The organism is Micromonospora sp. NPDC048894, from assembly GCF_040649765.1.
GTDB lineage: Bacteria > Actinomycetota > Actinomycetes > Mycobacteriales > Micromonosporaceae > Micromonospora > Micromonospora antibiotica.
Genome location: NZ_JBEZFY010000010.1, coordinates 190,942 through 217,714 on the forward strand (window position 1 = coordinate 190,942; position 26,773 = coordinate 217,714).

A 26,773-nucleotide genomic window follows, 5' to 3' on the forward strand; every position below is an offset into this window, starting at 1 on the left:
GCGCGGCCCGGTCAGTGGCGGCGACGGGCGGGTGGTCCGCCCCGGCGTCGGTCACCGGGCCGCCGCCTCGACCAGTCGGCGGGCGGCCCGGGGGTGACCCGCCCAGTGGGTGTGCAGGTACGAGGCGTGCACCTGCCCGGTGACGAACCCGTGGGCGGTGTCGTCCCAGCGCCAGGCGGGCCGGTCGCCGTGCCCGGGGTCGGTGACGGTGCGGTGGAACTCGTGGCCGCGTACCCGCTCACCGGCGGGGTGGACCGGGGATTCGGTGGCGGCGACCGCGTCGCGGTAGCCGAGGGTGAGCCGGCCGGACATCCGGGCGTGGTGGTCGAGCCGCCCGCACATCGGCACCCCGTCCAGGGAGCGGCCGAGGTAGAGCAGCCCGGCGCACTCGGCGACCACCGGCCCGGCGAAGCCGGCCAGCTCGGCACGGAGCCCGGTGTTGTCGCTCAGCGCCTCGACGTGCACCTCGGGGAAGCCGCCGCCGATGACCACGGCCCGGGTGCCGGCGGGCAGGGCCGGGTCGGCCAGCGGGTCGAACGGGGCCACGGTCGCCCCGGCGGCGGTGAGCAGTTCGGCGGTCTCGGCGTACGAGAAGGTGAAGGCGGCACCGGCGGCGACCGCGACGACCGGACGGTCCACGCCGGCCGGGCCACCGACGGCGGTGCCCGGGTCCCAGGCGTCCACGGTCAACGGTGGGGCGCTGCGGGCCAGGTCGAGCACCGCGTCGAGGTCGACGGTGGACGCGACGAGCCCGGCGAGCGCGTCGACGACGGCCAGCGACTCCGGTGCCCGTTCGGCGACCGGCACCAGCCCCAGGTGTCGGGCCGGCGCGGCCACCTCGACGGCCCGGGTGACCGCCCCCAGCACCGGTACGCCCACCTCGGCGAGCGCGTCGCGCAGCAGGGTCTCGTGCCGGGGCGAACCGACCCGGTTGAGGACCACCCCGCCGATCCGTACGGCCGGGTCGAAGGCGCGCATGCCGAGGACCAGCGCGGCGGCCGAGCGGCCCTGCGCGGTGGTGTCCAGGACCAGCAGCACCGGCGCGTCGATCAACGTGGCGACGTGGGCGGTGGAGGCGTACCCGGCCCGGCCGACCGCGCCGTCGTGCAGCCCCATCACCCCCTCGACCACGGCGACGTCGGCGGGGGTGGGGACGCTCGCGCCGTGCCGCAGCAGCGGGGCGATCAGCTCCTCCCCGACCAGCCACGGGTCGAGGTTGCGACCGGGGCGGCCGGCGGCGAGCGCGTGGTAGCCGGGGTCGATGTAGTCGGGGCCGACCTTGTGCGGGCTGACCGTGAGGCCCCGGCGGCGCAGCGCGGCGAGCAGCCCGGTGGCGACGGTGGTCTTGCCGTGCCCGCTGGCCGGGGCGGCGACCACCAGCCGGGGCAGCGCCCACGGGCCGACCGGCGCGGCGGGCCCGGCCGACGGTGGCCCGCCCGGCGCGGGGCCGCCCGGGTGACCGGTCGGCGCGTTGCCCGGCGGGCGGCGCTGGTCGGTGCGGCGGGTCGGTCCGGTCACCACTCGATGCCCTTCTGGCCCTTCTGACCGGCGTCCATCGGGTGCTTGACCTTGGTCAGCTCGGCGACCAGGTCGGCCGCCTCGACCAGGCGCGGGTCGGCGTCCCGGCCGGTGATCACCACGTGTTGGAAGCCGGGCCGGTGGGTGAGGGTGTCGACCACCTCGTCGACGTCCACCCAACCCCACTTCATCGGGTAGGTGAACTCGTCCAGGACGTACAGGCCGTAGCGCTGCGCGGCCAGGTCACGCTGGATCTGCCGCCAGCCCTCCAGGGCGTCGGCGGCGTGGTCGGCCTCGCCGCCGCGCTGGATCCACGACCAGCCCTCGCCCATCTTGTGCCAGGCCACCGGGGCGCCCTGCCCGGTGTCGGCGTGCACCTGGCCGAGGGCCCGGAAGGCGTTCTCCTCACCCACCCGCCACTTGGCGCTCTTGACGAACTGGAACACCCCGATCGGCAGCCCGGCGGTCCAGGCCCGCAGTGCCAGGCCGAACGCGGCGGTGGACTTCCCCTTCATCTGCCCGGTGTGCACGATGGTCAGCGGACGGTGCCGCCGCTGCCGGGTGGTCAACCCGTCGGCGGGGACGTGTTCCGGCTTTCCCTGCGGCATCAGCGCACGCTCCGATTCGCTCCGACGGTGGCGAGCCCGGCCAGCGGGTCGGCGGTGACCGTGTCCAGGCGGTGGTGGGCCGCGCCGAGCTGGTCGGCCAGCCGGCGGGCCAGGTGCAACCGGACCGGGCCGGACTCACAGTCCACCACGACGCAGGGTGCGCCGGTGGCGGCGAGCACCGCCGCCGCGCGCGCCGACCGGTCCAGCGGCCGGTGCCCGGCGGTGGCCCGGCCGTCGGTGACGACCAGCACCAGCGGACGCCGGCGCGGGTCCCGCAGCCGCTGCACCCGCAGCAGGTCGGCGGCGGCGAGCAATCCCTCCGCCAACGGGGTACGCCCCCCGGTGGGCAGCTCGGCCAGCCGCGCCGACGCGGCCAGCACCGACGAGGTGGCCGGCAGCAGCACCTGCGCCCCGGAACCCCGGAAGGCGACCACCGCCACCGTGTCCCGACGCTGGTAGGCGTCGGTGAGCAGGGCCAGCACCGCACCCTTGACCGCCGACATCCGCTGCCGCGCGCCCATCGACCCGCTGGCGTCGACCACGAACAGCACCAGGTTGCCCTCGCGGCCCTCCCGGACCGCCTCCCGCAGGTCGTCGGGGCGCAGCAGCAACCGCCCGCCGCACCGGCCCCGCCGGGCCTGGTGCGGGGCGGCGGCACGCAGGGTCGCCGGCAGGTGCACCGTGGCCGGTCGGCCGGCGGGCACCCGCGCGCCGGTGGTCCGCCCGCGCCCGGTCCGGGCCCGCGACCGCCGGCCGGGCACCCCGTCACCCACCCCCGGTGCGGTGAACAACCGGGCCGTCAACCCCCGCTGCGGTACGGCCACCGAGCCGGCGCCCGCCGGGTCACCCGGGTTCGCGGTGCCGCCCTGGCCTGGTCGCCCCGGACGGGCACCGGTGTGCTCGGCGGACCCGTCGTCGGGGCGTCCCGACCGGCCGTCGGCGCGGTGTCCGGTGTCCGGCCCGTCGTCGCCGTCCGGTCCGCCGTCGTCGATGCGGTCCGGCCACCGGTCGTCCCCGGACTGTGGGGAGGCCGGACCGGTCCGGGCGCGCGGGTGGTCGTCGTGGCCCAGCGGACCACCAGCGTCCTGCGGCCCACCGGTGGCGTCCTGCGGCCCACCGGCGTCGTCGGGTGGCTGTGGACCGGACCCGCCGCCGGGGCCACCCGTCGAAGGGCCGCCCGGCCCACCGCCGTCCGGGCCGCCGGGGTCACCCGGACCGGCCGGGCCGGTATCCGGCGGATCGTCGTCGGGGTGCTCGTCGCGGGCCCGCTGCAACGCCTCGTCGAGGCGTTTCTCGTCCAGGCCGGGGGTGTCGAACGGGTCACGACGACGCCGGTGCGGCAGGGCCAACCGGGCGGCGACCCGCACGTCGTCGGCGGTCACCCGGTCCCGCCCCTGCCAGGCGGCGTGTGCCACGGCGGTCCGGGCGGTGACGATGTCGGCGCGCATCCCGTCCACGTCGAACGCGGCGCAGACCTCGGCGATCTGCCGCAACGCGGCGTCAGGCAGCAGCACCGCGTCGAGCCGCCCCCGGGCGGCAGCCACCCGGGCGGCCACCTCGGCGTCGGCGGCGGCCCAGCGGGCGGCGAACCCGGCCGGGTCGGCGTCGGCGGCGAGCCGGCGGCGCACCACCTCCACCCGGACGACCGGGTCCCGGCTGGCCGCCACCTCGACGGTCAGCCCGAACCGGTCGAGCAACTGCGGACGCAGCTCACCCTCCTCCGGGTTCATCGTGCCCACCAGCAGGAACCGGGCGGCGTGGCTGACCGAGACACCCTCCCGCTCGACGTGGCAACGGCCCATCGCGGCGGCGTCCAGCAGCAGGTCGACCAGGTGGTCGTGGAGCAGGTTCACCTCGTCGACATAGAGCACCCCCCGGTGGGCGGCGGCGAGCAGGCCCGGCTCGAAGGCGCGTACCCCCTCGGCGAGGGCCTTCTCCAGGTCCAACGAGCCGACCACCCGGTCCTCGGCGGCACCGACCGGCAACTCCACCAGCCGGGCCGGACGGCGCTCGACCGACGCGGCGGTCGGGTCCTCGTGCCCGGCGACGCCCGGGTGCGGACCGTCCGGGCAGGTCGGATCCGGGGCGGCCGGGTCGCAGCCGAACCGGCACCCGGCGACCCGGTCCACCGGCGGGAGCAGCGCGGCCAGTGCCCGCACGGCGGTCGACTTGGCGGTGCCCTTCTCGCCCCGCACCAGCACCCCGCCGATCGCCGGGCTGACCGCGTTGAGCAGCAACGCCAACCGCATGTCGTCCATCCCGAGCACGGCCGAGAAGGGAAACCCGCTCACTGTGCTGCTCCGGCTCGCGACTGCGGGGCTCGCAAACCCGGCTCACTCCTCGCGCTCACAGAGCTGACCTCCGATCGCGACTGCGGGGCTCGCAAACCCGGCTCACTCCTCGCGCTCACTGCTTTTCCTCCAGGTCGCCCTCGGTGGCCAGGTACGTCTCCCGCAGCCGGTCCAGGGTGGCGGGCTCCGGCGCGGCCCACAGGCCCCGGTCGGCGGCCTCCAGCAACCGCTCGGTGATGCCGCGCAGCGCCCACGGGTTGGACCGTTCCAGGAACTCCCGGGTCTCCCCGTCGAACAGGTACGCCTCGGCGAGGCGCTCGTACATCCAGTCGTCGACGACACCGGCGGTGGCGTCGTAGCCGAACAGGTAGTCCACGGTGGCGGCCAGCTCGAACGCGCCCTTGTAGCCGTGCCGGCGCATCGCGGCGATCCACTTCGGGTTGACCACCCGGGCCCGGAACACCCGCCGGGTCTCCTCGCCGAGGGTGCGGGTGCGCACGTCGTGCGGCATCGCCGAGTCGCCCACATAGGCGGCCGGGGCGGCCCCGGTCAGGTGCCGCACCATCGCCACCATCCCACCGTGGTACTGGAAATAGTCGTCGGAGTCGACGATGTCGTGCTCGCGGGTGTCCTGGTTCTTGGCCGCCACCGCGATCCGGGCGAAGGACCGTTCCATGTCGGCCCGCGCCTCCCGCCCGTCCAGGCCCCGGCCGTAGGCGTAGCCACCCCAGACGGCGTACACCTCGGCCAGGTCGGCGTCGGTGCGCCAGTTCCGGGCGTCGATCAGCGGCAGCAGCCCCGCCCCGTACGCCCCGGGCTTGGAGCCGAAGATCCGGGCGGTGGCCCGCCGCTCGTCGCCGTGGGTGGCGAGGTCGGCGGCCACGTGCGCGCGCAGGTAGTTGTCCCCGGCCGGCTCGTCGAGGGCGGCGACCAGCCGTACCGCGTCGTCGAGGAGGGCGACGACGTGCGGGAACGCGTCCCGGAAGAAGCCCGAGATGCGGACCGTGACGTCGACCCGGGGCCGGCCCAGTTCCGCCACCGGCACCACCTCGACGCCGGTGACCCGCCGCGACCGGTCGTCCCACACCGGCCGGCAGCCGAGCAGGGCCAGCACCTCGGCGATGTCGTCACCCTGGGTACGCATGGCGCTGGTGCCCCACACGGTCAGCCCGACCGACCGCGGGTACTCGCCGGTGTCGGCGAGGTAGCGGGCGAGTAGCGAGTCGGCCAGCGCGACCCCGACGTCCCAGGCGTTGCGGCTGGGGATCGCCTTCGGGTCGACGGAGTAGAAGTTGCGGCCCGTGGGCAGCACGTTGACCAGCCCCCGGGTGGGCGACCCGGACGGACCGGGGGGCACGAACCGGCCGTCGAGCGCGCCGAGGGTGTGGGTGATCTCGTCGGTGGTGCGGTCCAGCCGGGGCACCACCTCGCGGGCGGCGAACCGCAGCACCTCGGCGGCGTCGGGGCAGGACCCACCGGTCACCTCGGTGACCACCTCGTCGACCCGGGCGGGGTCCCAACCGAGGGTCTCCATGCCGAGGACGAGCCGCCGGGCCAGCCCTTCGATCAGGTCCACCGCGTCGGCGGCGGTGACCGACGGCCCGTCGACGACGTCGGTCAGCGCCGCCGGCACCGCCACCCGCGCCCCGGGCTCGGCGAGCAGCGCCTGCTCGTCGAGGTCATAGCTGGCGGCGAGGGCCTGACGCAGGCCGGGCAGGGCCTGGGCACCACCCCACACCTGGGGGGCGCGCAGCACGGCGAGGACGAGGTTCACCCGGGGCTCACCGGTGGGCACCTCGGCCAGGATGTGCAGCCCGTCGCGGATCTGCACGTCCTTGACCTCGCACAGGTAACCGTCGAGGTGCAGCACGAAGTCGTCGAAGTCGTCGGCGTCGGGCATCGCCTCGGTGTGCAGGTCGTGGTGCAGTTCGGCGACGCGCACCAGCTCCCAGATCTGCCCCCGGACCACCGGCACCTTCGCCGGGTCGAGGGCCTGCACGGTGGCGTACTCGTCCAGCAGTTGTTCGAGTTTCGCCAGGTCGCCGTAGGTCTCGGCGCGGGCCATCGGGGGCACCAGGTGGTCGACGACGACGGCGTGCGCCCGCCGCTTGGCCTGGGTGCCCTCGCCGGGGTCGTTGACGATGAACGGGTAGACCAGCGGCAGGTCGCCGAGGACGGCGTCGGGGGCGCAGTCGGCGGCCAGGCCGAGGCCCTTGCCGGGCAGCCATTCCAGGGTGCCGTGTTTGCCGAGGTGCACCACCGCGTCGGCACCGAACCCGCCGTCGGCGACCGGCGCGGCCAACCACCGGTACGCGGCGAGGTAGTGGTGGCTGGGTGGCAGGTCGGGGTCGTGGTAGATGGCGATCGGGTTCTCACCGAAGCCGCGCGGCGGCTGGATCAGCAGGGTGACGTTGCCGAACCGCAGCCCGGCCAGGACGATGTCACCGTCGTCGGTGTAGAGCTGGCCGGGTGGCTCACCCCAGTGTTCCCGCATCCGGTCCCGCAGGTCGGCCGGCACCTGGTCGAACCAGCGCCGGTAGGTCTCCCCCGGCACCCGGGCCTCGGCGGCGGACAACTGTTGCGGGGTGAGCCACTCGACGTCGTGACCACCGGCGGCGATCAGTGCGTGGATCAGGGCGTCCCCGTCGGTGGGCGGGGGCGCGTCACCGAGGTGGTATCCGGCGGCGGCGAGGGCGGCGAGCAGGCGTACCGCCGAGGCGGGGGTGTCCAGGCCGACGGCGTTGCCGACCCGGGAGTGCTTCGTCGGGTAGGAGCTGAGCACGATCGCCAGCCGCCTGTCGGCGGGGGGCAGGTGCCGCAGCCGGGCCTGTCGGACGGCGATCCCGGCGACCCGGGCGGCCCGCTCGGCGTCGGCGGCGTAGACCGACAGCCCGTCGGCGTCGATGCGTTTGAACGAGAACGGCACGGTGACGATCCGGCCGTCGAACTCGGGGATCGCCACCTGCATCGCCGCGTCCAACGGGGACAGTCCGGCGTCGCTGCCGGCCCACTGGTCCCGGGTGCTGGTGAGGCAGAGCGCCTGGATCACCGGCACGTCGAGGGCGGCGAGCGCGCCGACGTCCCAGGCGTCCTCGTCGCCGCCACCGGAGGCGTCGGCGGCGACCGTCCCCCCGGCGGCGAGGACGGTGACGACGAGCGCGTCGCAGCGGGCGAAGAGGTCCAGCGGCCCGGCACCGGGGGTGAGCCCGCGCAGCGATCCGCAGTAGATCGGCAGCGGGTTCCCCCCGGCCGCGTCGACCGCGTCGGCCAGGGTGTGCACGAAGTCGGTGTTGCCGGCCAGCGCGTGCGCCCGGTAGAACACGATGCCCACCGTGGGCCGCCCGTCGCCGTCCGCCCGCCGCCCGTCCGGCCCGGCCGCCGGTTCCGCCGGGTCGATCGGGTCGACCGGGGCGGTCGGGTCGACCGGGGCGGTCGGGTCGACCGGGGCGGTCGGGGGTCGACGGTCGAGAATGCCGTACGGCGGGGTGGGGGTGGGCGGGTCGAAGCCCTCACCGGTGAGCAGGACCGTGTCGGACAGGAACCGGGCCAGCTGGGCGAGGTTTGCCGCACCCCCCTCGACCAGGTAGGACAGGGCTTCGGTGGCCACCCCGGAGGTCACCGTGGAGGCCGCCATCAGCTCCGCGTCGGGCACCGCCTCGCCGCCGAGCACGATCGTGGGGACGCCGGAGCCGAGCACCGCCGCGAGGCCGTCCGGCCACGCCTGCCGACCACCGAGCAGCCGTACGACGGCCAGGTCGACCCCGTCGAGCAGGGCCGGCACGGCGTCCACGTCGACCCGGGTGGGGTTGGCGAGCCGGTAGTCGGCGGCGCTGGCCCGGGCGGCGAGCAGATCGGTGTCGGCGGTGGACAGCAGCAGGATGCGCACGTTCGGCTCCGGAGAGTGACGTCCGGCTCGACCACAGGGCCGGGCCGAGCGGGGCGGGAGGGACGCCGGTCAGCGGCGGCGGAGGTACGACGCACCCGCCTGCGGCGGGGTACCCGGACCGGCCGTCAGCGGTACGTGGCAGGCCGACCGCCCCGGCGGCGGCCGGCGACGGTGGGAGAGGTGGGAGCACGCGGCGGCGCGGGCTCGACGGTGATGCAGAAATCACCGACCGTGATGGGGTCGGCAGTGACGCTGTGCGTCATCGGGTCCTCCTCGGGTGTCCACGCCCTGGGGTTCTCCGACGGCCGAAGTATCCTGGCTCCCGGATCGACGCTCACCCCCGGCCTTCCAACCGTGCACGCACGGTCGTGACTCACGAGGGGGGATCGCTCCCCGGTGACAGTGGCGGGACCGCGTCGGAATCGCACCGACTTCCTTCACTGCCGTCAGGCCGCGAATGCTGCCATACTCCTCACCCCGAGGTCAACGGTGGCCACCGGCCCCGCGACGGCACCGATCGACCCCTGTGGCGAGGCCGGCAGCCGCCCGCCCCGCGCATCCCACGGGTGGGTCCGGCCCCGCCCGACGGCCGACCCGCAGCCGCCCCGTGCGGCGCACCCGCAGATCCTCCGAGGCGACCCGCAACCCGCCTGAGGGAGGTCCGCCGGCCGCCACCAGCCGGTGCGGAGCCGATCGAGGCACCCATCCCGGGACCGACCGTCCCGGGACCGACCGTCCCGGGACCGACCGTCCCGGGACCGACCGTCCCGGGACCGACCGTCCCGGGACCGACCGTCCCGGGGCCGACCGTCCCGGGGCCGACCGTCCCTGGCGGTCGGAACACCTCTCTCGCACCCTGTCGAGCTGATGACGTCAACGACTCGGGGTCGGCACGGTCCGACCCGACCGGACGGGCGTCGGGCCGGGCCGTCCCACCCGGGGGGACCGATCCGTCACCGTCATCAGCTCGAAAGGGCCCGCGACGACATACCCACACACCCCTGGCCCGCAGCCGCCGGCGCGGCCAACGGCCGCGCCCACCACCACGGCCGCACCCCACGGCCCGCCCCCACAGACACCCACCCCGCAGACCCCTGGCCACCCTCTACGCAGCGGCTGAGGGGTCAACGGAGGCGACGCTCGGGGTGGGTCCGGTTCCAGGCCCGCATCCGCTCCGGGTATCCGGTCTTCGCCGCCTCGTAGAGGGGCACCGCGTGCCGGTGGGCCAGCTTCGCCGCCGTACGTGGGGAGCCGGTGCGGCGGCGGATCCACTCCCCGTCGTGCGCGATCGCCACCACTGTGGTGTCGGTGGCGGTCGTCTCGGGTTCGAGATAGAACTCCACCCCCCGGTGGGCGGCCACGAAGTCCGCCAACGCGGTCAGGTCGTCCCGGGTGGCCTCCCGATCGAGCTTGGTCGGGATGCCCTCGTCAGCCCGGGTCCGTCGGCTGAACCAGCCCATCTGCCCGTCCTCTCCTCGGCGTCCCTCCAGTGGAACACCCCTGCCTGGCAGGGCGCTGCGAGCCCGGTGACAACCGGCTGGACGGGGCAGACCTCGACGCCCCAGGGCGTACGCGCCACGCCCGAGACCGTTCAGCCCAGGGCGGCCAGCTCGTCGGGGGTGAGTCGCAGCGCGGCGGCTGCGACGTTCTCGGCGAGGTGGGCCGGGTCACCGGTACCGGGGATGGCCAGCACGTGCGGGCCCTGGTGCAGCGTCCAGGCGAGGCGTACCTGCTGCGGGGTGGCGTCGTGGGCGCGGGCGACGGCGCGTACGGCCGCGTCGTGGTCGGTACGTGCCCCGCCTTCGCGGTTGACGCCGGTCAGGGAGAAGAACGGCACGTAGGCGATCCCCCGGGCACCGCACTCGCGGACCATGGCGTCCTGGTCGCCGCGGTTGTCCAGGGCGTAGTTGTTCTGCACGCAGACCACCGGGGCGATGGTCTGCGCCTCGTCGAGGTGGTCGACGCGGACGTTGGACAGGCCCAGGTGCCGGATCAGACCGGCGTCGCGCAGCTCGGCCAGCGCACCGAAGCGTTCGGCCACGGAGTCCGGCGCGGGCCGCTTGACGATCCGCAGGTTGACCAGGTCGAGGTGGTCGCGGCCGAGCCGACGCAGGTTCTCCTCCACCTGGGCGCGCAGCTGCGCCGGGCTGGCCTCCTCGCGCGTGCCGGTCGTCGGGTCGGCCCGGAAGCCGACCTTGGTGGCGATGACCAGCCCTTCCGGGTACGGGGCGAGGGCGGCACGGATCAGTTCGGTGGCGTACCGGGCGGGGCCGGTGCCGACCTTCAGGGTGCCGCCCGGTGAGACGTAGAACGCGGCGGTGTCGATGTGGTCGACGCCCAGTTCGACGGCCCGGCGCAGGACGCGCAGCGCCCGGTCCCGGTCGGGGTGGGCGGTGAGCCGCATCGAGCCGAAGCCCATCCGGTGCACGGTGCGGTCGCCCAGGGTCCAGCGGCCCGCCGCTGCGGCGGTGATCTCAGTTGGCATCCGGCGACCCTAGCCAGCGGCGACGACCCGTCGTAACGGCCGCGCACCCGATACCGGTGCGGGCCGGGAACTGTTAGTTTTTCTGTACTGGGGCGGTGTGTTCCGACGGCCCGACGCCGGCCGGTGGACGAGTCGCCGGCACCAGGGCCAGCGTCGGGATCAGCAGCACCGGCACCACCAGCAGGGCATGCAGGATGCCGACGTGGTCACCGAGCAGGCCCAGCAGCGGCGGGCTGGCCAGGAACGACGTGTAACCGATCACCGCGACGACGCTGACCCGGGCGGGGGCGTGCTCCTCGTCGTCGGCGGCGGCGCTCATCCCGACCGGGAAGCCGAGCGACGCGCCGAGCCCCCAGAGGACCACCCCGACGACTGCCAGCGGGCCGGAGCCGGCCAGCACCGCCAGCAGCGAGCCGGCGGCGGCCAGCAGGATCGTGCCGATCAGCACCGGCACCCGGCCCCAGCGGTCGATGGCCACGGTGCCGACGGTCCGGCCGATGGTCATGCCGGCGACGAAGACCCCGAAGACGGCTGCCCCGGCGGCCTCGCTGACCCCGTAGCCGTCGACGAAGGCGACCGCCAGCCAGTCGTTGGCGCTGCCCTCGGTGAACGCCATCACCAGCACCAGTGCGCCGATGAGCAGGGTGCGCGGCTCCCGCCAGGCCGCGAGCAGGCCACCCCGGCGGGCCGACGCGGCACCGTCCGCGGTGGAGGCGGGCAGGGCGGGCAGGAAGTTCCGCGCCCCGAGCAGGGTGCCGCCGAGCACCACCGCCGCCAGCACCGCCAGGTGGACGGTGATCGGCACACCGAGCCGGGCCGCACCCGCGCCCAGCCCGGCACCGGCCACCGAGCCGAGGCTCCAGGCGGCGTGGAAGCGGGGCAGGATGGTGCGGCCCAGCCGTTTCTCCACCGCCGCGCCCTCGACGTTCATGCCCACGTCGCAGGTGCCGGAGCCGTAGCCGAGGGCGAACAGGCCGACCGCGACGCCGGGCAGCGAGCCGAGCGGGGTGGCGACGCCCACCCCGGCCAGCCCGACCGCGACCAGCACGGTGGAGGCGACGACGGTGCGGGCCGGGCCGAGCCGCTGGGTCACCAGGCCGGCGCTGGTCAGCGCCAGCACCGCGCCGCCGGACATGGCCAGCAGCAGCAGGCCGAGCCGGCCGGCGCTGAGGCCAAGCGCGTCGCGGACCGCCGGGACCCGGGAGAACCAGCTGGCCACGGCGAGGCCGTTGAGGGCGAAGACCACCGCGACTCCGGTACGGGCGGCCCGCACCACCCGGGGCGCGACGGTACGGGGCTCGGTGGCGGCGTTCACGGCAGTGCGGTCCCTTCGGCCGGGGGCCCGTCCCCGGGGTGGGCACGACGGTCCTCACCGGAGATCTCACACCGGTTTCGTCACGGCCACAAGCACGATGTGCCCCTTACCGCAGCCCACTGCCCCGACGCCCCCACCCCCACCCCACCCCCCACCCCTCCCACTCAACGCCCCCGCCCCCGGCTTTCCCCGGTGATCAAGAGGTTTGCGTCACCTGCCGAGGATTTTCTGACGCAAACCTCTTGATCACCAAGCGGGGTACGGACCCAAGGGGGCGGGGACGGGGGTAGGGGGTGGGAGTGGGAGTGGGAGGGTCGGTTGTTTCGGGTTGGTGCCGTCGGGGTTCGATGCGGATCCGGTGCGCGCGGAAACGGAGCGGATAGTGTCGACAATGGTGGTCAACCGTCCAGGATATCTGCCTTTCACCATTTCCGTACTGTCCGAACAGTTGGGCATTCCGGTAAGATCGGAGACAGGCGGATGACCGATCTAGGACTGCCGACTGTGAAGTGGATCACACACAATGTGACCATGACAACCGGACTCTGGCGCGGCCGGGCGGTACGGGCGGTGGCGTGCCTCGCCCTGGTGGCGTCGCTCGCCGGCTGCATGCAACTCAACCTCGGCCTGACCGTCAACGCCGACGACACCATCGACGGGCAACTCCTGTTGACCGCGGACAGGTCCGTGCTCAGCAACCGCAACAAGAACATCGCGGTGGCCTACGCCGAACTGCGGGAGAACATTCCCAGCCTCCCCGTCGGCGAGGAGACCGTCTACCAGGACGAGCGTTACTACGGCGCGCAGATCACCTATCGGCACACCCCGTTGAAGGATTTCACCAGCGAGAGTGTGAATCTTGTCCGCGACGGTGATCTCTATCGTTTCAGCCTGCCGCTCGATCCCAAGAAATACGGCGGAAAAGTGGCCGAGCAGAATCCACAGAACCAGCAGGCGTTCATGCAGCTGATGTCGTTCGAGATATCCGTGACCTTTCCCGGGCGGGTGATCGACACCAACGGCACCCTCAGCGGGCGCTCGGTCAGCTGGAAGGTCGTGGCCAACCAGCCCAAGCCGGCCGAGCTACGGGCGATCGCCGAGGCCCCGCCCCGGCCGACCCCGTCGGCCACCCCGGTCGCCGCCGCCGGCGACGACGACCCGGGTTCCTTCCCCTGGCTGCTGGTGGCCGGTGCGGTCCTGCTCCTGCTGCTGGCCGGTGGGGTGGTCACCGTGCTGCTGCGCCGCCGCGCCCGTGCCACCACCGTCCCGTCCACCCCGCCGGGCCCGACCGGCACCACGGACGGGGCCGCACCGACCGATCGTCCGGGGCCGGTCTGACCCCGGCACACCACCACGGCACCCGGGCGGCCCGCCCCACCGGCCGTCGCACCTCACCACCCGCACCTACCCTCCCCGCACCACTCGAAGGGAGATCGCCGTGAACGATCTCTTCACCTGGGCCGCTCTCGGCAGTGTGGCCGGCGCCAGCGCCGCCACCCTGCTCACCGCCAACGTCGTCGGCGGACTGATCGGCCCGAACAGCGACAAGGCCCGCAAGTGGATCGCCCTGGGCGTCGCGCTGACCCTGTCGTACGCCACCGCGGCGTTCGCCACCGGGGCCGGCGGCGAGAAGTGGCTGATCGCGTTCTTCAACGGCCTGGTCATCTTCTCCGCCGCGCTGGGCGTCAACCAGCTGCCGCCCGGCAACCGGCAGCCGACCCAGGCGTCGGCCGGCCAGCTCGCCCAGGGGCGCGAGCCCCGCTTCGTCCGTTCCTGGGTCTGAGCGGAGGCGCGTCATGATCTTCGGAATCGTCAGCGCCGCCGTCCACGTCCTGTGCGGGGCGACGCTCGGGGTCCTCACCGGCGGACCGGTCGGCCTGCTCGTCGGGGCGGTCGTCGGCCTGCTCGTCGGCGTCCCGTTCGGCTGGTCGGTCGCCGCCGCCCGGGTGTACGGCCCGGACGCCCGGGGCGTGCTGCTCTTCGTCGTCGACCACACCTGGAGCCTGCCGAACACCGCCGTCGGGGCGCTCTACCTCGCCCTGCACCTGGTCTTCGGCCACTCGCTGGACCGGCCCACCTCGCAGCACAGCTGCCGGGTCAACCTGGTCGAGGGGGTGTCCCCGCGCTACGCCACCACCATCGGCACCGTCTGCGCCGGGTCCGGCCCCGGCATCCAACGCCACGAGGACGTGCACATCTTCCAGGCCCGGCTGCTCGGGCCGCTCTACCTGCCGCTGGTCGTCGGAAACTACGTCCTGTTCACCGTCGCCCCGGTGTGGCTGCTCTGGCACGACCACACCAACGCCCCGATCAACCGGTTCACCCGGTACTTCGAGATCGGCGTCTACCCGCACGTGTGGAACGAGGCCATCGCGTACCGCATCCAGGGGACGCCGCCGCGATGACCGGCGACGGGCGGGGACCGGTCGAGGCGGCCACCGCCGCGCTGGCGGCCTGGCTGGCCGGGGTGGCCGGCGAGGACGTCCCGGTCGGCCCGCCCACCGACGGGGGTGCCGGGTTGACCCTGTGGCCGCTCGCCCTGCGGCCGGCCCGGCAGACCCGGGGCACCGGCACCCGGGAACCGTACCGGTTCACGATCCGCTACCTGGTCAGCGCCGCCGGTCCGACTGCGCTGGCCGGGTTGGACCGGGTCCTGACCGCCGCCGCCGAGGCGGGCGAACCGGAACTGGTCCTGGAGGCCGGCGACCCGGCGCTGTGGGTGACCCTGGGCGTCACCCCCCGCCCGGCGCTGCTGGTCGACGTGCCGGCCCAGGTGACACCCGCGTCGCCGGTCGCACCACCGGTGCTGCACCCGCTGCGGTTGCACCGGCTGGCCCTGCGGGACCTGGCCGGCCGGGTGGTCGGCCCGCAGCAGCAGCCGTTGGCGGCGCTGCGGGTGGAACTGGTCGGCACCCCGTACGCCACCCACACCGACGCGGGCGGCCGGTTCCGGATCGCCGGGGTCCCGCACGACCCGGAGCACCCCGGACGACCGGTCCGGCTGCGCCTGGTCGGCCGGGGCCGCACCCTCACCGCCGAGGTCGACCCGGCCGACGCGGACCTCGTCATCGTCTGCGAACCCCCGGCCCGCTGACCCGGACCGCCCGCGTACAGGAGGACCGATGCCCCAATACTTCTCCCCCGGCATCTATGTCGAGGAGGTACCCAGCGGCGCCCGGCCGATCGGGCCGGTCGGCATGGCCACCGCCGCGTTCGTCGGGGTCGCGCCGAACCGCACCGCCCACGTCGACCGGGCGCTGGCGGTCAACAGCTGGTCGGAGTTCCTGCGCCTGTACGCCGACGGCGACGACCTGGAGAGCACCCCGCTGGCCCGCGCGGTCTTCGGCTTCCTCGACAACGGCGGCAGCCGCTGCTGGGTGGTCAACGTCGGCGCGGGCGGCCAGCTCACCGGCACCGGACAGCGTCGCACCGGGCTGCAACTGGTGGAGGCGATCGACGAGGTGGCCATCCTCGCCGCGCCCGGCTTCCACGACCCGGTGTCGCACGACGCGCTGCTGAGCATGGCCGAGCGGCTGCGCACCATGGTGGCGATCTGCGACCCGCCGCCCGGCATCGAGGACATCTCGACGCTGACCCGGGTGGCCACCCCCGGCCCTCGCCCCACCACCGGCAAACCCGCCGACGGCAAACCCGCCGACGGCAAATCTGATGACGGCAAGCCCGGCGACGGCAGGAGTGGTGACGCGGCGACGTCGGGCGACGGGCCGGCCGGAACCGCCCACCGGGCCCGGCAGTCCGACTACGGCGCGTTCTACTTCCCCTGGCTGCGGGTGCGTGACCCGCTCACCGGCGAGCTGGTGCTCACCCCGCCGAGCGGGCACATGGCGGGCATCTGGGCCCGCACCGACGGGTTGCGCGGCGTCCACAAGGCCCCCGCCAACGAGCCGGTACGCGGCGCCGTCGACCTGGAGTACCTGGTCACCCGCTCGGAACACGACGTGCTCAACCCCAAGGGGGTCAACGTCATCAGGTACTTCGCCGGGGAGGGCATCCGGGTGTGGGGGGCCCGGACCCTGGCCGCCGAGGCCAGCGAGTGGCGTTACCTCAACGTCCGCCGGCTGTCGATCTCCATCGAGCAGGCCATCGCCAACGGCACCCGGTGGATGGTGTTCGAGCCCAACGACTACTCGCTGTGGCGGTCCATCCGCCGCGACATCGGCGCGTTCCTGACCCGGGTGTGGCGTGACGGGGCGCTGCTGGGGCGTACCCCGGAGGAGGCGTTCTTCGTCAAGTGCGACGAGGAGACCAACCCGGTCGACGTCCGCGACGCCGGGATGGTGGTCGCGCACATCGGCATCGCGGTGGTCAAACCGGCGGAGTTCGTGGTGTTCAAGCTGAGCCAGTGGGCCGGCGGCACCGAGACCGAGACGATCGGAGGCTGACATGCCGACCACGGCCACGCCACAGCCGGGCGCCCCGGTCGACCCGTACCGGGCGTACAACTTCAAACTGCTCATCAACGGCGTCACCAACGGGCACTTCACCGAGGTCAGCGGCCTGGAGCTGACCATCGGCCGGCTGGCCTACCGGGAGGCCGGCAACGACCGGATCCGGTCGGTACCGGGGCAGGTCGACTATGCGCCGGTGACCCTGCACTTCGGACTGACCCCGTCCCGCGAGCTGTGGGACTGGGTGCACAGCGCGGCGACCGGGACGGTGAGCCGCCGCAACGTGTCGGTGGTGCTGCTGGACGCCGCCGGCACCGCCGAGGTGCTGCGCTGGAACCTGATCAACGCGTGGCCGATGCGGTGGCGCGGCGCACACCTGCACACCCTGTCCCAGGAGATCGCCATCGTGGCGCTGACCCTCGCGTACGAGGGGCTGGAACTGGAGGCCGGCGGTGCCACCGCGCCCACGACCGCGTAACTGGCTGGCCGCCCGGCTGCGGGCCGCCGCCGACGCGGTGGACCCGGCCGCCGGCCCGACCGCGCCGGTCCCGGACCCAGCCGGACACTTAGCGGCACCGGCCACGCCGTTCGCCGGTCCGGTGCTCGCCCCGCCCGCACGGCAATCCGAACCGGTCGATCCGGCAGCGTCCCCACTGCGGCGGCCGGGGCAGCCGCCGGAGCACTGGCTGCGGGTGGTCGCCGCGCACGCCCCCGGCCTGCTGCACGACCTGGTCGGGCCGGGCGACGACCTCCCGCCGGGTCCGCCGCCGACCGCCGGTCCCGGGCAGGTAGTCCTCCCGGGGGTACCCGGGCGGTCCGCCCCGGCAGCCGCCGGGCACCCTGCGCACCCCTCCCGGCCCGGCTCCCCGCCGGTCGACCGGCCACCCGCGCCGACCGGAACCACCGGGCCCGACGACCGCTACGGAACCACCGACCCCTACGGAACCACCGGGCCCGACGGCCCACCGGTCGCAGCCGGCCCGACCGCCCCTGCCCGGACGGGGGTCGACCAGCCGGCCACCGGCCGGCCGGGGTGGCGGACCGCGCAGCCGACGCCACGGTCGTACCCGACGGCTCCGGACCGCCGTGAACCGACGGCGACGGCCCGCTCCGGCCGCGCGGGTTCGCTCTGGTCCCGACTGCGCGGGGCGGCCGGGTCCGGCTGGCCCCACCGGTCGGCCAGACCCGGCGTATCAGGACCGACCGGTCCGGCCGGGCAGCGCCCTGGACCGGGGCCGGCCGGGCGGCCGGCCGCAGCGGGCCCGCCGGTCGTCCCGGCGGGTCCGGGCTTCGCACCGCCGCCCGACGGCCCACCGCAGCCGGGCCCCGGCGGAACCCGGGAAACGGTCCCCAACCGGGCCGGCGGGACGAGCCCCGACGGGACCCGGTGGGGCGGCCCCGGCGGAGCACCGGGGGCGGGTGCCGCCGCCGCGCCGGAGACGGGTGCCGCCGGGCCGGTGCCGCCGGGCCGCCCCGGGCCGTCAGGTGGCCGACCACCATGGATGGTGGACCCGGGCGGCCCGACGGACACCGGCCCGGGCCGGCGGACGCCCGGCGGCCCGGCCGGTTCCCCGGCGACCGGACCCGGCGCGCGGATCGACGGGCCCGGCGCAAGTACCGGCCCCGTCGGCGGTGACGCCGCCGGTCCCCACCCGGCCGGGCCGGCGGACGGCCGCGCCGCCGCTGCGGCGACCCGGCGACCGGGCGCGACACCTCCGGTGCTGCGGATCGCCCCCGACCCGACGACCCACCCCGGCGGCGCCCCGCCGGGCCGGACGTCCGGACGGGGACCGACCGACCCCACACCCCCCGGCGCGGACGACAGATGGCGGGCCGGTGGGCGCGGCGGGTGGCGTGCCCGCGCGGATGACGGGTGGCGGCTCGGCGGGACGCCACCGCCGGGGCGGGACACCGGCAGCGGCCGTCCGCCCCGGTACACCGACGATCTCCGGCCGGACGACGGGAGCCGCTGGCCGACCGGCGAGCCGACCCCGGCCGGCCACCCGTGGCCGGCCCTGCCCGACGAGCCCACCGTCCCGGCCGGCACGGTCCCGGCGACCGGTGCGCGGGACACCTGTCGCAGCGGCGGGACGGCGTGGGCGGGCGTACCGGCGGGGGCGGTGGCCGGTCCGTGGCCGGCGCTGCCCGACGACGGCGGATGGCGTACGCCGCTGGTGGCCGGGCTCGACGACGTCCGGTACGGCCGGCTCGACGCCGAACAGCGGGGGTGGTGATGGAACGGGTGGCGTTCCTGGTCGACGAGTCCGGGGTCCGGATCGACTGCCTGCTCAACCCGCAGACCGTGCAGGTCACCCGGGTCGCCGGGGTACGCCCCCGGGGCAGCGCAGACGGGCAGCTCACCGGCGTCGGGCTGGCCGACGACCCGCTGGTCTTCACCGGCGGCGGGCGCACCGAACTCGTGCTGGACCTGCTCTTCGACACCGACCTGGTGGAGGGACCGACCCCGCCCGAGGACGTCCGGATGCTGACCCGGCCGCTGTGGATGCTGGCCGAGAACTCCGCCGTGGCGCACGGCTGGCAGCGTCCACCGCTGGTCCGGCTGGTCTGGGGCAAGACGTGGAACGTGCCCGGGGTGGTGGTGGCCGTCGCCGAACGGTTCGACGTGTTCACCCGCACCGGCTCACCGCGCCGCTCCTGGCTGCGGTTGAAGCTGCTGCGGGTGGCCGAGTCGGCCGACGAGGCGCAGCAGGGCTTCGCCGAGGAGCTGGCCGCCGCGTCGACCCCCGCTGTCGGGGTGGGTCAGGCGGTGGTGGCCACCGGGGACGGCTCGGCCGCGCCCGGCTACTCCGGTGTCCGCTTCGACCTGCTCGCCCACGACGCGCTCGGCTCGCCGCTGCGCTGGCGGCTGCTCGCCGAACACAACCGGATCACCGACCCGTTCACCGTGCCGGCCGGCACCGCCCTCGCCGTACCCCCGCCGACCGGCACCGACCCCACCACCGGCACCGGCGCGGTGGCCGCCCTGGGCCTGCTGACCGACGGGGGCCTGCTGACCGACGGGGGCCTGCTGGCCGGCACGGGACCGTGGCGCGGCGGGGACCTGTTCGCCGGCCCAGGTCCGGCCGGCCCCGACGGAGGTGTCCGGTGAGCGCCCGGCCGTCGATCCTCCTCGACGGGGTGCCGCTCGACGGGACAGCGGCCCACCGCATCCGGTCGGTACGGGTGGCCGCCCGGCTCGACCAGCCCACCCAGTGCGAGGTGGTGTACGCGGCCGACCCCGGCCCGGCCGCGCGGGGTCCCGGTCCCGGCCCGGCGGTGCCGACCGGCGCCACCCTCGACGTCCGGCTCGCCGGGGAACGGCTGTTCACCGGCGAGGTCACCTGCGTCGAGGTGGAGTACGCCGCCGACGGCACCGCCCTGTTCCGGTTGCGCGGCTACGACCTGCTGCACCGGCTGCGCAAGCGGCAGCAGCTGCGGGTCTTCGAGGCGGTCACCGCCGCCGACCTGGCCCGTGAGCTGTGTGCCGAGGTCGGGCTCGACGTCGACGTCGACGCCGACGGGCCGCGCCTGGAGCGGCTGCTCCAACACCGGCACAGCGACCTGGAGCTGCTGTTGGAGGTGGCCGGCCGGGCCGGCCTGCACCTGGCCGCCGACGGCGACCGGGTCCGCCTGGTCACCCTGGACGGGCACGGTGAGCCGCTGCCGTTGGCGCTGGGCCGGTCGCTGCACTCGGTGCGGTTGGCCACCAACCTGGACCGGGCCGCCGGCGGCAGCGCCGCCCTGGGCTGGCACCCGCAGCGGGCCGAGCCGCTCGGTCAGCAGGTCGACACCGCGCGGACCGGTCGACGGGTGCCGCTGCGGCCCGACCCGGCGGTGGTCGGCGCGGACGGCGTACGGACCCTGGTGGACCAGCCCGGTCGCAGCGACGACGAGTTGGCCGCACTCGCCCAGGCCGGACTGGACGCCCGGGTCGCCGCACTGGTCACCGCCGAGGGGGTGGCCGAGGGGGACCCGGCGTTGCGACCCGGTCGGCGGATCACGCTGACCGGGGTGGCCGAGGAACTGGCCGGGGCGTACGTGCTCACCGAGGTGGTGCACACCATCGACGGCACCGGCCACCGCACCTGGTTCTCCACCGCCCCGCCGCCCTCCCCGACACGCGTCCCGGCCGGCGGGGCGGTGGTCACCCTCGGTGTCGTCACCTCCGTCGACGACCCGGACCAGCGCGGCCGGGTACGGGTGCGGCTGCCCGGCTACGGCGACCTGGACGCGGGCTGGCTGGCGGTGCTCTGTCCGGGGGCCGGACGGGACAAGGGCATCGTGGCGTTGCCCGACCCGGACGACACCGTGCTGCTGGCGTTGCCCGGCGGCGACCCGGTCTCCGGGGTGGTGCTGGGCTCGCTGTTCGGCGTCGTCGCGCCGTACGACACGGGGGTCGCCGACGGGCGCGCGGGCCGCTGGTCGGTGCGGACCGGCAGCGGTCAGACCATCGTGGTCGACGACGCCGCGCGGACGGTGCGGCTGGCCACCGACGCCGGCAGCTTCCTGGAGCTGACCCCCGAGCTGACCACCCTGCACGCCGCGACCGACCTGGTGCTCTCCGCGCCGGGCCGGGCGATGGTGGTACGGGCCCGCAGCGTCGACTTCCTGCACGCCGACACGACCGAGGACGCGGCGACCGCCCGGCAACAGGCCGGCGCGCTGGCCCGCGCCCACTCCGGAGGTGGCTGATGCGTTGGATCCACCTGAACTCGCTGGTCGCCTGCGACCACGACGGCCGGGTCACCAACCGGGCGTCACAGCACTGGCTGACCGTCGCCGGGGTCCCGGTGCTGGTCGACGCCGACCCCGAAGGGCGCGACATCGTGGCCTGCCCCAACTACGGGCCGACGGTCAAACCCTGCGCGAAGACCCTCGCGGTGCGGGTCGGCTACAGCGACTGGCTGCGGGTCGACGGGCACCGGATCGTGCTGTCGCACCTGGACGGCTTCACCGACGGCACACCGCCGGGTCTGGTCCACCACACGGTCCACGACCCCCGGCAGCGTCTGGTGGAGGCCGACCGGTGAGGGCGTTGCGGTTCGTCGGGGCCGGCTTCGACGCCGGCCGCACCGGTGGTCTGGCGACGACCGCGACCGGCGGGCTCGCCGTGACCGAGGGCGACGAGACGGTACGCCAGGCGTTGTACCTGCTGCTGTCCACCACGCCGGGCGAGCGGCTGATGCGCCCCGGGTACGGCTCACGGCTGCACCGGCTGGTCTTCGCCCCCAACGACGACACCACCGCGGGACTGGCCATCCACTACGTCCGGCAGGCGATCCGCCGGTGGGAACCCCGGGTCGAGGTGATCGACGTGGACGCCGGCCCCGACCCGGACGACCCGTGGCGGCTGGTGATCCGACTGGACTACCGGGTCCGGGCCAGCCTCTCCCCCCGCCAGCTGATCCTCTCCGTCGACCTGCTCCCCGACGACACCGACCCGGCCGGTGGCCCGACCGCCGCCGGGGACCGGGCCGCCCGGCGTCCGGCGTCCGGCACCGACCGCCCTGCCGACGAGGGGGACCCGTCATGACGCTGCCCGTGCCGCACCTCGACGACCGCACCTTCCTCGATCTGGTCACCGAGGCCCGGGAGCGGATCCGGCAGTCCTGCCCCGGCTGGACCGACCTGTCCGCGCACGATCCGGGCATCGCGCTGGTGGAGGCGTTCGCGCACCTCACCGAAGTGATGATCTTCCGGCTGAACCAGTTGCCGGACAAGGCGTACGTGCAGTTCCTCAACCTGCTCGGGGTGACCCGGCACGCGCCCACGGCGGCCTGGGCCGACGTGCGTCTCGTGCGTACCGGCGGCGACCGGGCGGCGGTGCGGATCCCGGCGGGCACCCGGATCGCGGCGGCCCGGGGCGCGGACCCGAAACCGGTCGTCTTCGTCACCACCGAGCCGGCGCTGCTGCCCGAGGGGGCCGCCGAGGTGACCGTGCGCACCCACCACTGCGACATCGTCGACGCGGAACTGCTCGGCGTCGGCACCGGCCAGCCGGGGCAGGTGCTGCGGGCCGCCCGGGCGCCGTTGGCGCGCACCGCCGAGGCGTGGGACCTGCTGCTCGGGGTGGAGGTGGCGGCCGGCGCGGTGGAGTTGGGTGCGGCGGCCCGGGAGCACGAGGGCACCCCGTACGAGCTGTGGCGGCCGGTGGACAGCTTCGCCGGGGTCGGCCCGCAGGCCCGGGTCTACCTGGTGGACCGCTGCTCCGGGGTGGTCACCTTCGCCCCGGCGCTGGACCTGCGCCCGGCCGGTGACGGGCCGGCCGGCGGGCCGGTGACGGTCGCGGCGGTGCCGCCGGCCGGCGCCCGGATCCGACTCTGGTACCGGGCCGGCGGTGGCCGGGCCGGCAACGTCGCCGCCGGCACCCTGACCAACCTGCGGGACCCCCTGCCCGGGGTACGCGCGGAGAACCCCGAGCCGGCCAGCGGCGGGCGGGACCTGGAGACGCTCGACTCGGCGCTGGTCCGGGGCCCGTACGAGTTCTTCGCCCAGCAACGCGCGGTCACCGCCCGGGACTTCGAGATCCTCGCCGCCGGTTCCGGCGGGGTGTCCCGGGCCCGGGCGTTCACCCGGTCGGCGGTGTACAGCTTCGCCCGCCCCGGCGAGGTCGAGGTGGTGCTGGTGCCGTACGTGCCGGACGAGGCCCGACCGGGCGGCCGGCTGCCGGTGTCGGTGCTGCGCGCGCACGAGGTGGAGGAGTCCCGCCGCCGGGTGGAGGCGGACCTGGACCGGCGGCGGGCGTTGGGCACCAGCTGCCGGGCCGGCTGGGCCCGCTACAAGGCGGTGTCGATCCGGGCCCGGGTGGTGGTCCGCCGCGAGGAGGACGCGGAGGCGGTCCGCCGGCGTATCCACGACCGGCTGCACCAGACGCTCAGCCCACTGCCCACCGGGCTCAATCCGACCGGTTGGGCGTTCGGCGAACCGCTGCGCGCCTCCAACGTGTACCGGATGCTGGAGCACGCCGAGCCGGGGGTGCGCTACGTCGAGTCGGTCCGGTTCGTGGTGGACGAGGCCCCCGACGCGCAGGTCCGTGCCCTCGCCGTCGACCAGTACCAGGCCCGCACCTGGTACGCCGGCCGGGGACCGGTGCTGTTCCGCTCGTCCAACGCCGGGGTCGGCTGGGAGCCGGCCGGCCGGTTCGACGACGACGAGACGGTCGTGCGGGTCGGCCCCGCCCCGGCCCCGGTACGTCCCGGCGTGGTGGCCCGTCCCGGCGCAGTGGCGGTGGTCACCACCCGGGCGGCGGGTGGGTCCCGGGTGCACCTGAGCACCGACCTCGGCGAGACCTGGTCCCCGCTCACCGGTCTGGACTCGCGGATCACCGACCTGGCCTGGATCGACCGGGACGGCGCGGGCGCGCTCCTGCTGGCCACCGACACCGGCCTGTACGAGGTCTCGCTGCTGCCCGGGGCGGTGCCGTTGCAGATCCTGGTCGACCCGGCCGACGCCGACCGGGGCTTCTACGCCGTCCGGTCCTTCGTCTCCGAGCGGGGTGCGCCGGGGGTGGCGGTCGCCGCACAGGCCAGCTTCGGGGTCTACCTGTCCACCGCCGGTGGCCGCCCCGGCAGCTTCACCCACGTCGGGCTGGCCAACGTGGACAACCGCGTCCTCGCCGTGCAGTACGACGGCCCGGCCACCCTGTTGTGGGCCGGCGCGGGCGAGCCGGACCCGAAGAAGCCGGGCCAGGGCTGCCACCGCACCCGGCTGTTCGAATCCGACGTGAAGTGGCAGCAGGTGCAGGCCGGTTGGGTCGGCGGCACCTGCCGGGACCTCGCCTTCGTCGGCACCCTGGCGGTCGCCGCCACGCAGAGCGGCGGGGTGGTCCGGCTGGACACCCTGGCCGCGCAGGCGCAGTGGCAACCGGTGACGGTCAACTGCGGCCTGCCGCTGCGGGACCGCACCCGGTTCGTGCCGGTGGACGCGATCGCGGGCAGCGCCGCCGGGCCGGGCGGCACCGGACGGCTGATCCTCGCCGGTGGCGAACGCGGGGTGCACCGCAGCACCGACGCCGTCGACTGGACGGCCAGCGCCAACCAGGCCACCGCCGACGTGGTGACCGTCCCCGACACCTGGCTGCTCTGCTCCGGCGAGCACGACATCGAGGTGGTGGGCCACGATGCGCCGAGCGGCGATTGAGCGGCTGCTGCCGGCGGCCTACCAGCGGGCCGCCGGACCGGGCAGTGTGCTGGCCGCCCTGCTGGACGTGATGGAGGCGCTGCACGCCCCGGACGAGGCGCTGCTCGCCGAGGTGGACGCGCTGTTCGCCCCGTACCGCACGCCGGACGGGTTCGCCGGTTACCTGACCCGCTGGGTGGCGATGGACCACGTGCTCGGTCCACCCCGACCGGACGCCCCACCGGCGTTGCCCGTCGGGCGGCTGCGGGACCTGGTCGCGCACGGTGCGCTGCTGGCCCGCTGGCGGGGCACCCCGTACGGGATGCGGACCGCGTTGGAGCTGGCCACCGGGGTCACCGGTTTCGTCCTCGACGAACCGGTCGACCGGCCGTTCCACCTGGTGGTCCGGGTGCCGCCGCAGGCGGCCGGACTGCTGACCGTGGTCACCCGGATCGTCGAGGCGGAGAAGCCGGCGGCGGTGACCGCCGAGGTCGTCCTCGCCGACGATCCACCTGCCGACGCCGACGTCGGGCCCGGTCCGTCCGGTGGCGTGTCCGGGCCCGGTCCGTCCGGTGGTGCGTCCGGCGTCGGCGGCGGGCCGGTGCCGTACGGGCCGGCGGTCGGTCGCGCCACTGTCCCCGCCCCGGGTTCCGTTCCCCCGCCCGGACCGTCGTCTGAGGAGCCGTCATGACCACCGAATGGGCCGTAGTCGCCGCCGCCGGACAGTTCACCCTCGACCCGGCCAACCGGGGCGAGCTGACCTTCACCGTCTCCAACCCGGGAGTCGCGCCGGACACCGTGGTCTTCGACGTCGCACCGGGCGACGGCAGTCAGCGGACCTGGTTCACGGTGGCCGAGCCGCAACGGGTGGTGCCGGGGCAGAACTCGGTGTCGTTCCTGGTCCGCCTGATGGTGCCGGCCGGCACCGCACCCCGGCGGTACGACATGACCGGCTTCGCGTACTCGGCGAACACCGCGCCGGAGGAGAGTTCCCGTTCCAGCGGCCGGGTGACGTACGAGGTCAGGGCGGTCGCCCCGCCGAAGCGGACACCGTGGCCGTGGATCGCGGCGGCGGTGGCGCTGGTGGTGCTGGTCGGCGCGGTGGTTGGTTACCTGCTGACCCGCCCGGACGACGCGCCGGCACCGACCGCACCGCAGGTGGTCGCGGTGGAGGCCGAGGCCCTGCTCCCCGGGGCGAAGACGGAGTCACCGGCGGGGGCCGCGGTGAAGGTGGTCACTCAGCCCGACTGTTGCGGGATCGCCTGGTCCGGTGGCGGGCAGCTGTTCTTCCAGGGGTTGGCGGTGGGTGACCGGGTGAGTCTCACCGTCACCCTGCCGACCGATGCCACCTGGTCGTTCGCCGCTTCCCGGACCACCTCCGCCGACTATGCCAACACCATCTGGCAGCTCGACGGCGTGCAGTTGGGCGGCACCTTCCTCGGCTTCTCGAAGCTGCCGGCGCTGCGGGCCGTCGAGGACGTCGGCACGGTCCGGCTGGGCCGGGGCCCGCACACCCTCACCCTGATCGCCGTCGGCAGGACGCAGGGCACCGAACGGTACTTCGCCGGGGTGGACCTGATCCGGTTCACCGAGCTGCCCGGGGCGGGCACGCCGTGACCGGTCGGCAGAAGCTGCTGCTGGTGACGGTGGCGGTGCTGCTGGTGGCCGCCTTCGTCACCGCGGTCGGGGTGGGCCGCGCCGACCGGGGCGACCCGGCCGACGCCGGTGCACTGGGCTGGCTGGGCCGGCTCGGCGGGGGCGGCAGCGCACTCGACCCGGCGACGGTCCGGGCCGACTGTGACCGTACCGGCGACGTGCTGACCTTCGTCGGTGGGTGCGTGCTGCGGGTGGCCGACCCGGGCGCGCTGCGCACCCTGGTCCTGCGCAGCGCGGCGGCCTTCACGGTCGCCGCCCCCGCGCCCGGCGACGCCGACCTGACCGTACGCGACGACGTCACGCCCACCGACGGAGGCGGGGCCGTCGCGAAGATCGCCGTCGACCGGGCCACCGAGGTCGACCTGGGCTGCCCGGGAGGTGCCTCGTGCACGGTCACCATCGCCACCTCGTGACCCGGCACCCGTCCGGGCCCGGAATGGGCGGCAACGAGCTGGACCGGACCGGGACAGCCCACCGGGGTAGGCCG

At 75.3% G+C, this 26,773-nt stretch carries 22 protein-coding genes and 1 riboswitch; of the genes, 15 read left to right on the forward strand and 7 right to left on the reverse strand.

Annotation, left to right across the window (positions count from 1 at the left end):
• Positions 1–51: 51 nt before the first annotated feature.
• The 7 genes from AB0C22_RS22260 to AB0C22_RS22290 form a co-directional block, all read right to left on the reverse strand.
• Positions 52–1,389, reverse strand: a complete 1,338-nt coding sequence (locus AB0C22_RS22260) for a cobyrinate a,c-diamide synthase (RefSeq protein ID WP_357536826.1) — start codon at positions 1,387–1,389, stop codon at positions 52–54.
• 125 nt (positions 1,390–1,514) lie between these two features.
• Positions 1,515–2,126, reverse strand: coding sequence for a cob(I)yrinic acid a,c-diamide adenosyltransferase (cobO, locus tag AB0C22_RS22265; RefSeq protein WP_219462465.1), 612 nt, complete (start codon positions 2,124–2,126; stop codon positions 1,515–1,517).
• Complete coding sequence (locus AB0C22_RS22270) at positions 2,126–4,384, reverse strand: VWA domain-containing protein (protein ID WP_357536828.1); 2,259 nt, start codon at positions 4,382–4,384, stop codon at positions 2,126–2,128. Before AB0C22_RS22270 ends, cobO begins: the two co-directional genes overlap by 1 nt.
• Positions 4,385–4,532: 148 nt before the next feature.
• On the reverse strand, positions 4,533–8,303 hold the full coding sequence (gene cobN, locus AB0C22_RS22275) for a cobaltochelatase subunit CobN (protein WP_357536771.1): 3,771 nt from the start codon (positions 8,301–8,303) through the stop codon (positions 4,533–4,535).
• Positions 8,304–8,611: 308 nt separating this feature from the next.
• Positions 8,612–8,741, reverse strand: a riboswitch (cobalamin riboswitch).
• A gap of 686 nt (positions 8,742–9,427) precedes the next feature.
• On the reverse strand, positions 9,428–9,763 hold the full coding sequence (locus AB0C22_RS22280; protein WP_219462468.1) for a hypothetical protein: 336 nt from the start codon (positions 9,761–9,763) through the stop codon (positions 9,428–9,430).
• Between the two features lie 131 nt (positions 9,764–9,894).
• A complete protein-coding gene (locus AB0C22_RS22285; protein WP_208566534.1) occupies positions 9,895–10,788 on the reverse strand; it encodes an aldo/keto reductase in 894 nt (297 codons plus the stop codon).
• 73 nt (positions 10,789–10,861) lie between these two features.
• Positions 10,862–12,103, reverse strand: a complete 1,242-nt coding sequence (locus AB0C22_RS22290) for an MFS transporter (RefSeq protein WP_219462470.1) — start codon at positions 12,101–12,103, stop codon at positions 10,862–10,864.
• A 531-nt stretch (positions 12,104–12,634) separates the two neighbouring features.
• On the opposite strand from AB0C22_RS22290, the gene AB0C22_RS22295 reads away from it, so the two are divergent.
• From AB0C22_RS22295 to AB0C22_RS22365, 15 genes are all read left to right on the forward strand, one after another.
• The gene (locus AB0C22_RS22295; RefSeq protein ID WP_357536773.1) at positions 12,635–13,441 is read left to right on the forward strand and encodes a DUF3153 domain-containing protein; all 807 of its coding nucleotides are present in this window, start codon (positions 12,635–12,637) and stop codon (positions 13,439–13,441) included.
• A 100-nt stretch (positions 13,442–13,541) separates the two neighbouring features.
• Positions 13,542–13,886, forward strand: a complete 345-nt coding sequence (locus AB0C22_RS22300) for a hypothetical protein (protein ID WP_219462471.1) — start codon at positions 13,542–13,544, stop codon at positions 13,884–13,886.
• Between the two features lie 13 nt (positions 13,887–13,899).
• Positions 13,900–14,508, forward strand: coding sequence for a glycine zipper family protein (locus AB0C22_RS22305; RefSeq protein ID WP_219462473.1), 609 nt, complete (start codon positions 13,900–13,902; stop codon positions 14,506–14,508).
• Positions 14,505–15,197 carry a carboxypeptidase-like regulatory domain-containing protein gene (locus AB0C22_RS22310; RefSeq protein ID WP_357536775.1) on the forward strand — a complete coding sequence of 231 codons (693 nt, stop codon included), beginning with the start codon at positions 14,505–14,507 and terminating at the stop codon, positions 15,195–15,197. The genes AB0C22_RS22305 and AB0C22_RS22310 overlap by 4 nt, the downstream gene beginning before the upstream one ends.
• A gap of 28 nt (positions 15,198–15,225) precedes the next feature.
• Complete coding sequence (locus tag AB0C22_RS22315; protein ID WP_357536777.1) at positions 15,226–16,506, forward strand: phage tail sheath subtilisin-like domain-containing protein; 1,281 nt, start codon at positions 15,226–15,228, stop codon at positions 16,504–16,506.
• A 1-nt stretch (position 16,507) separates the two neighbouring features.
• Entirely contained in the window at positions 16,508–16,990 is a 483-nt protein-coding gene (locus AB0C22_RS22320) for a phage tail protein (RefSeq protein ID WP_208566540.1), read from the forward strand.
• Between the two features lie 1,024 nt (positions 16,991–18,014).
• Positions 18,015–18,746 (forward strand): hypothetical protein, encoded by a 732-nt coding sequence (locus AB0C22_RS22325; RefSeq protein WP_357536778.1) that lies wholly within the window; start codon positions 18,015–18,017, stop codon positions 18,744–18,746.
• Positions 18,746–19,621, forward strand: a complete 876-nt coding sequence (locus AB0C22_RS22330; RefSeq protein WP_357536830.1) for a hypothetical protein — start codon at positions 18,746–18,748, stop codon at positions 19,619–19,621. Before AB0C22_RS22325 ends, AB0C22_RS22330 begins: the two co-directional genes overlap by 1 nt.
• Positions 19,618–21,204, forward strand: a complete 1,587-nt coding sequence (locus AB0C22_RS22335; protein ID WP_357536780.1) for a phage baseplate assembly protein V — start codon at positions 19,618–19,620, stop codon at positions 21,202–21,204. The genes AB0C22_RS22330 and AB0C22_RS22335 overlap by 4 nt, the downstream gene beginning before the upstream one ends.
• Positions 21,204–21,542: a hypothetical protein gene (locus AB0C22_RS22340; RefSeq protein ID WP_208566543.1), complete on the forward strand. Its 339-nt coding sequence runs from the start codon at positions 21,204–21,206 to the stop codon at positions 21,540–21,542. The genes AB0C22_RS22335 and AB0C22_RS22340 overlap by 1 nt, the downstream gene beginning before the upstream one ends.
• Positions 21,539–22,045 (forward strand): GPW/gp25 family protein, encoded by a 507-nt coding sequence (locus AB0C22_RS22345; RefSeq protein WP_357536782.1) that lies wholly within the window; start codon positions 21,539–21,541, stop codon positions 22,043–22,045. The genes AB0C22_RS22340 and AB0C22_RS22345 overlap by 4 nt, the downstream gene beginning before the upstream one ends.
• On the forward strand, positions 22,042–24,651 hold the full coding sequence (locus AB0C22_RS22350) for a putative baseplate assembly protein (RefSeq protein ID WP_357536783.1): 2,610 nt from the start codon (positions 22,042–22,044) through the stop codon (positions 24,649–24,651). The genes AB0C22_RS22345 and AB0C22_RS22350 overlap by 4 nt, the downstream gene beginning before the upstream one ends.
• Positions 24,632–25,321 carry a phage tail protein gene (locus AB0C22_RS22355; RefSeq protein WP_357536785.1) on the forward strand — a complete coding sequence of 230 codons (690 nt, stop codon included), beginning with the start codon at positions 24,632–24,634 and terminating at the stop codon, positions 25,319–25,321. The genes AB0C22_RS22350 and AB0C22_RS22355 overlap by 20 nt, the downstream gene beginning before the upstream one ends.
• Complete coding sequence (locus AB0C22_RS22360) at positions 25,318–26,247, forward strand: hypothetical protein (RefSeq protein ID WP_357536787.1); 930 nt, start codon at positions 25,318–25,320, stop codon at positions 26,245–26,247. Before AB0C22_RS22355 ends, AB0C22_RS22360 begins: the two co-directional genes overlap by 4 nt.
• Entirely contained in the window at positions 26,244–26,699 is a 456-nt protein-coding gene (locus AB0C22_RS22365; protein ID WP_219462488.1) for a hypothetical protein, read from the forward strand. The genes AB0C22_RS22360 and AB0C22_RS22365 overlap by 4 nt, the downstream gene beginning before the upstream one ends.
• The last annotated feature ends 74 nt before the right edge of the window (positions 26,700–26,773 follow it).

Bases quoted from the DNA above. Each gene is read 5' to 3' on its own strand.
- cobO (WP_219462465.1), bottom strand. From the start codon at position 2,126: ATGCCGCAGGGAAAGCCGGAACACGTCCCCGCCGACGGGTTGACCACC.
- AB0C22_RS22270 (WP_357536828.1), bottom strand. From the start codon at position 4,384: ATGGACGACATGCGGTTGGCGTTGCTGCTCAACGCGGTCAGCCCGGCG.
- AB0C22_RS22280 (WP_219462468.1), bottom strand. From the start codon at position 9,763: ATGGGCTGGTTCAGCCGACGGACCCGGGCTGACGAGGGCATCCCGACC.
- AB0C22_RS22285 (WP_208566534.1), bottom strand. From the start codon at position 10,788: ATGCCAACTGAGATCACCGCCGCAGCGGCGGGCCGCTGGACCCTGGGC.
- AB0C22_RS22295 (WP_357536773.1), top strand. From the start codon at position 12,635: ATGACAACCGGACTCTGGCGCGGCCGGGCGGTACGGGCGGTGGCGTGC.
- AB0C22_RS22305 (WP_219462473.1), top strand. From the start codon at position 13,900: ATGATCTTCGGAATCGTCAGCGCCGCCGTCCACGTCCTGTGCGGGGCG.
- AB0C22_RS22310 (WP_357536775.1), top strand. From the start codon at position 14,505: ATGACCGGCGACGGGCGGGGACCGGTCGAGGCGGCCACCGCCGCGCTG.
- AB0C22_RS22315 (WP_357536777.1), top strand. From the start codon at position 15,226: ATGCCCCAATACTTCTCCCCCGGCATCTATGTCGAGGAGGTACCCAGC.
- AB0C22_RS22320 (WP_208566540.1), top strand. From the start codon at position 16,508: ATGCCGACCACGGCCACGCCACAGCCGGGCGCCCCGGTCGACCCGTAC.
- AB0C22_RS22325 (WP_357536778.1), top strand. From the start codon at position 18,015: ATGGTGGACCCGGGCGGCCCGACGGACACCGGCCCGGGCCGGCGGACG.
- AB0C22_RS22330 (WP_357536830.1), top strand. From the start codon at position 18,746: ATGGAACGGGTGGCGTTCCTGGTCGACGAGTCCGGGGTCCGGATCGAC.
- AB0C22_RS22340 (WP_208566543.1), top strand. From the start codon at position 21,204: ATGCGTTGGATCCACCTGAACTCGCTGGTCGCCTGCGACCACGACGGC.
- AB0C22_RS22350 (WP_357536783.1), top strand. From the start codon at position 22,042: ATGACGCTGCCCGTGCCGCACCTCGACGACCGCACCTTCCTCGATCTG.
- AB0C22_RS22355 (WP_357536785.1), top strand. From the start codon at position 24,632: ATGCGCCGAGCGGCGATTGAGCGGCTGCTGCCGGCGGCCTACCAGCGG.
- AB0C22_RS22360 (WP_357536787.1), top strand. From the start codon at position 25,318: ATGACCACCGAATGGGCCGTAGTCGCCGCCGCCGGACAGTTCACCCTC.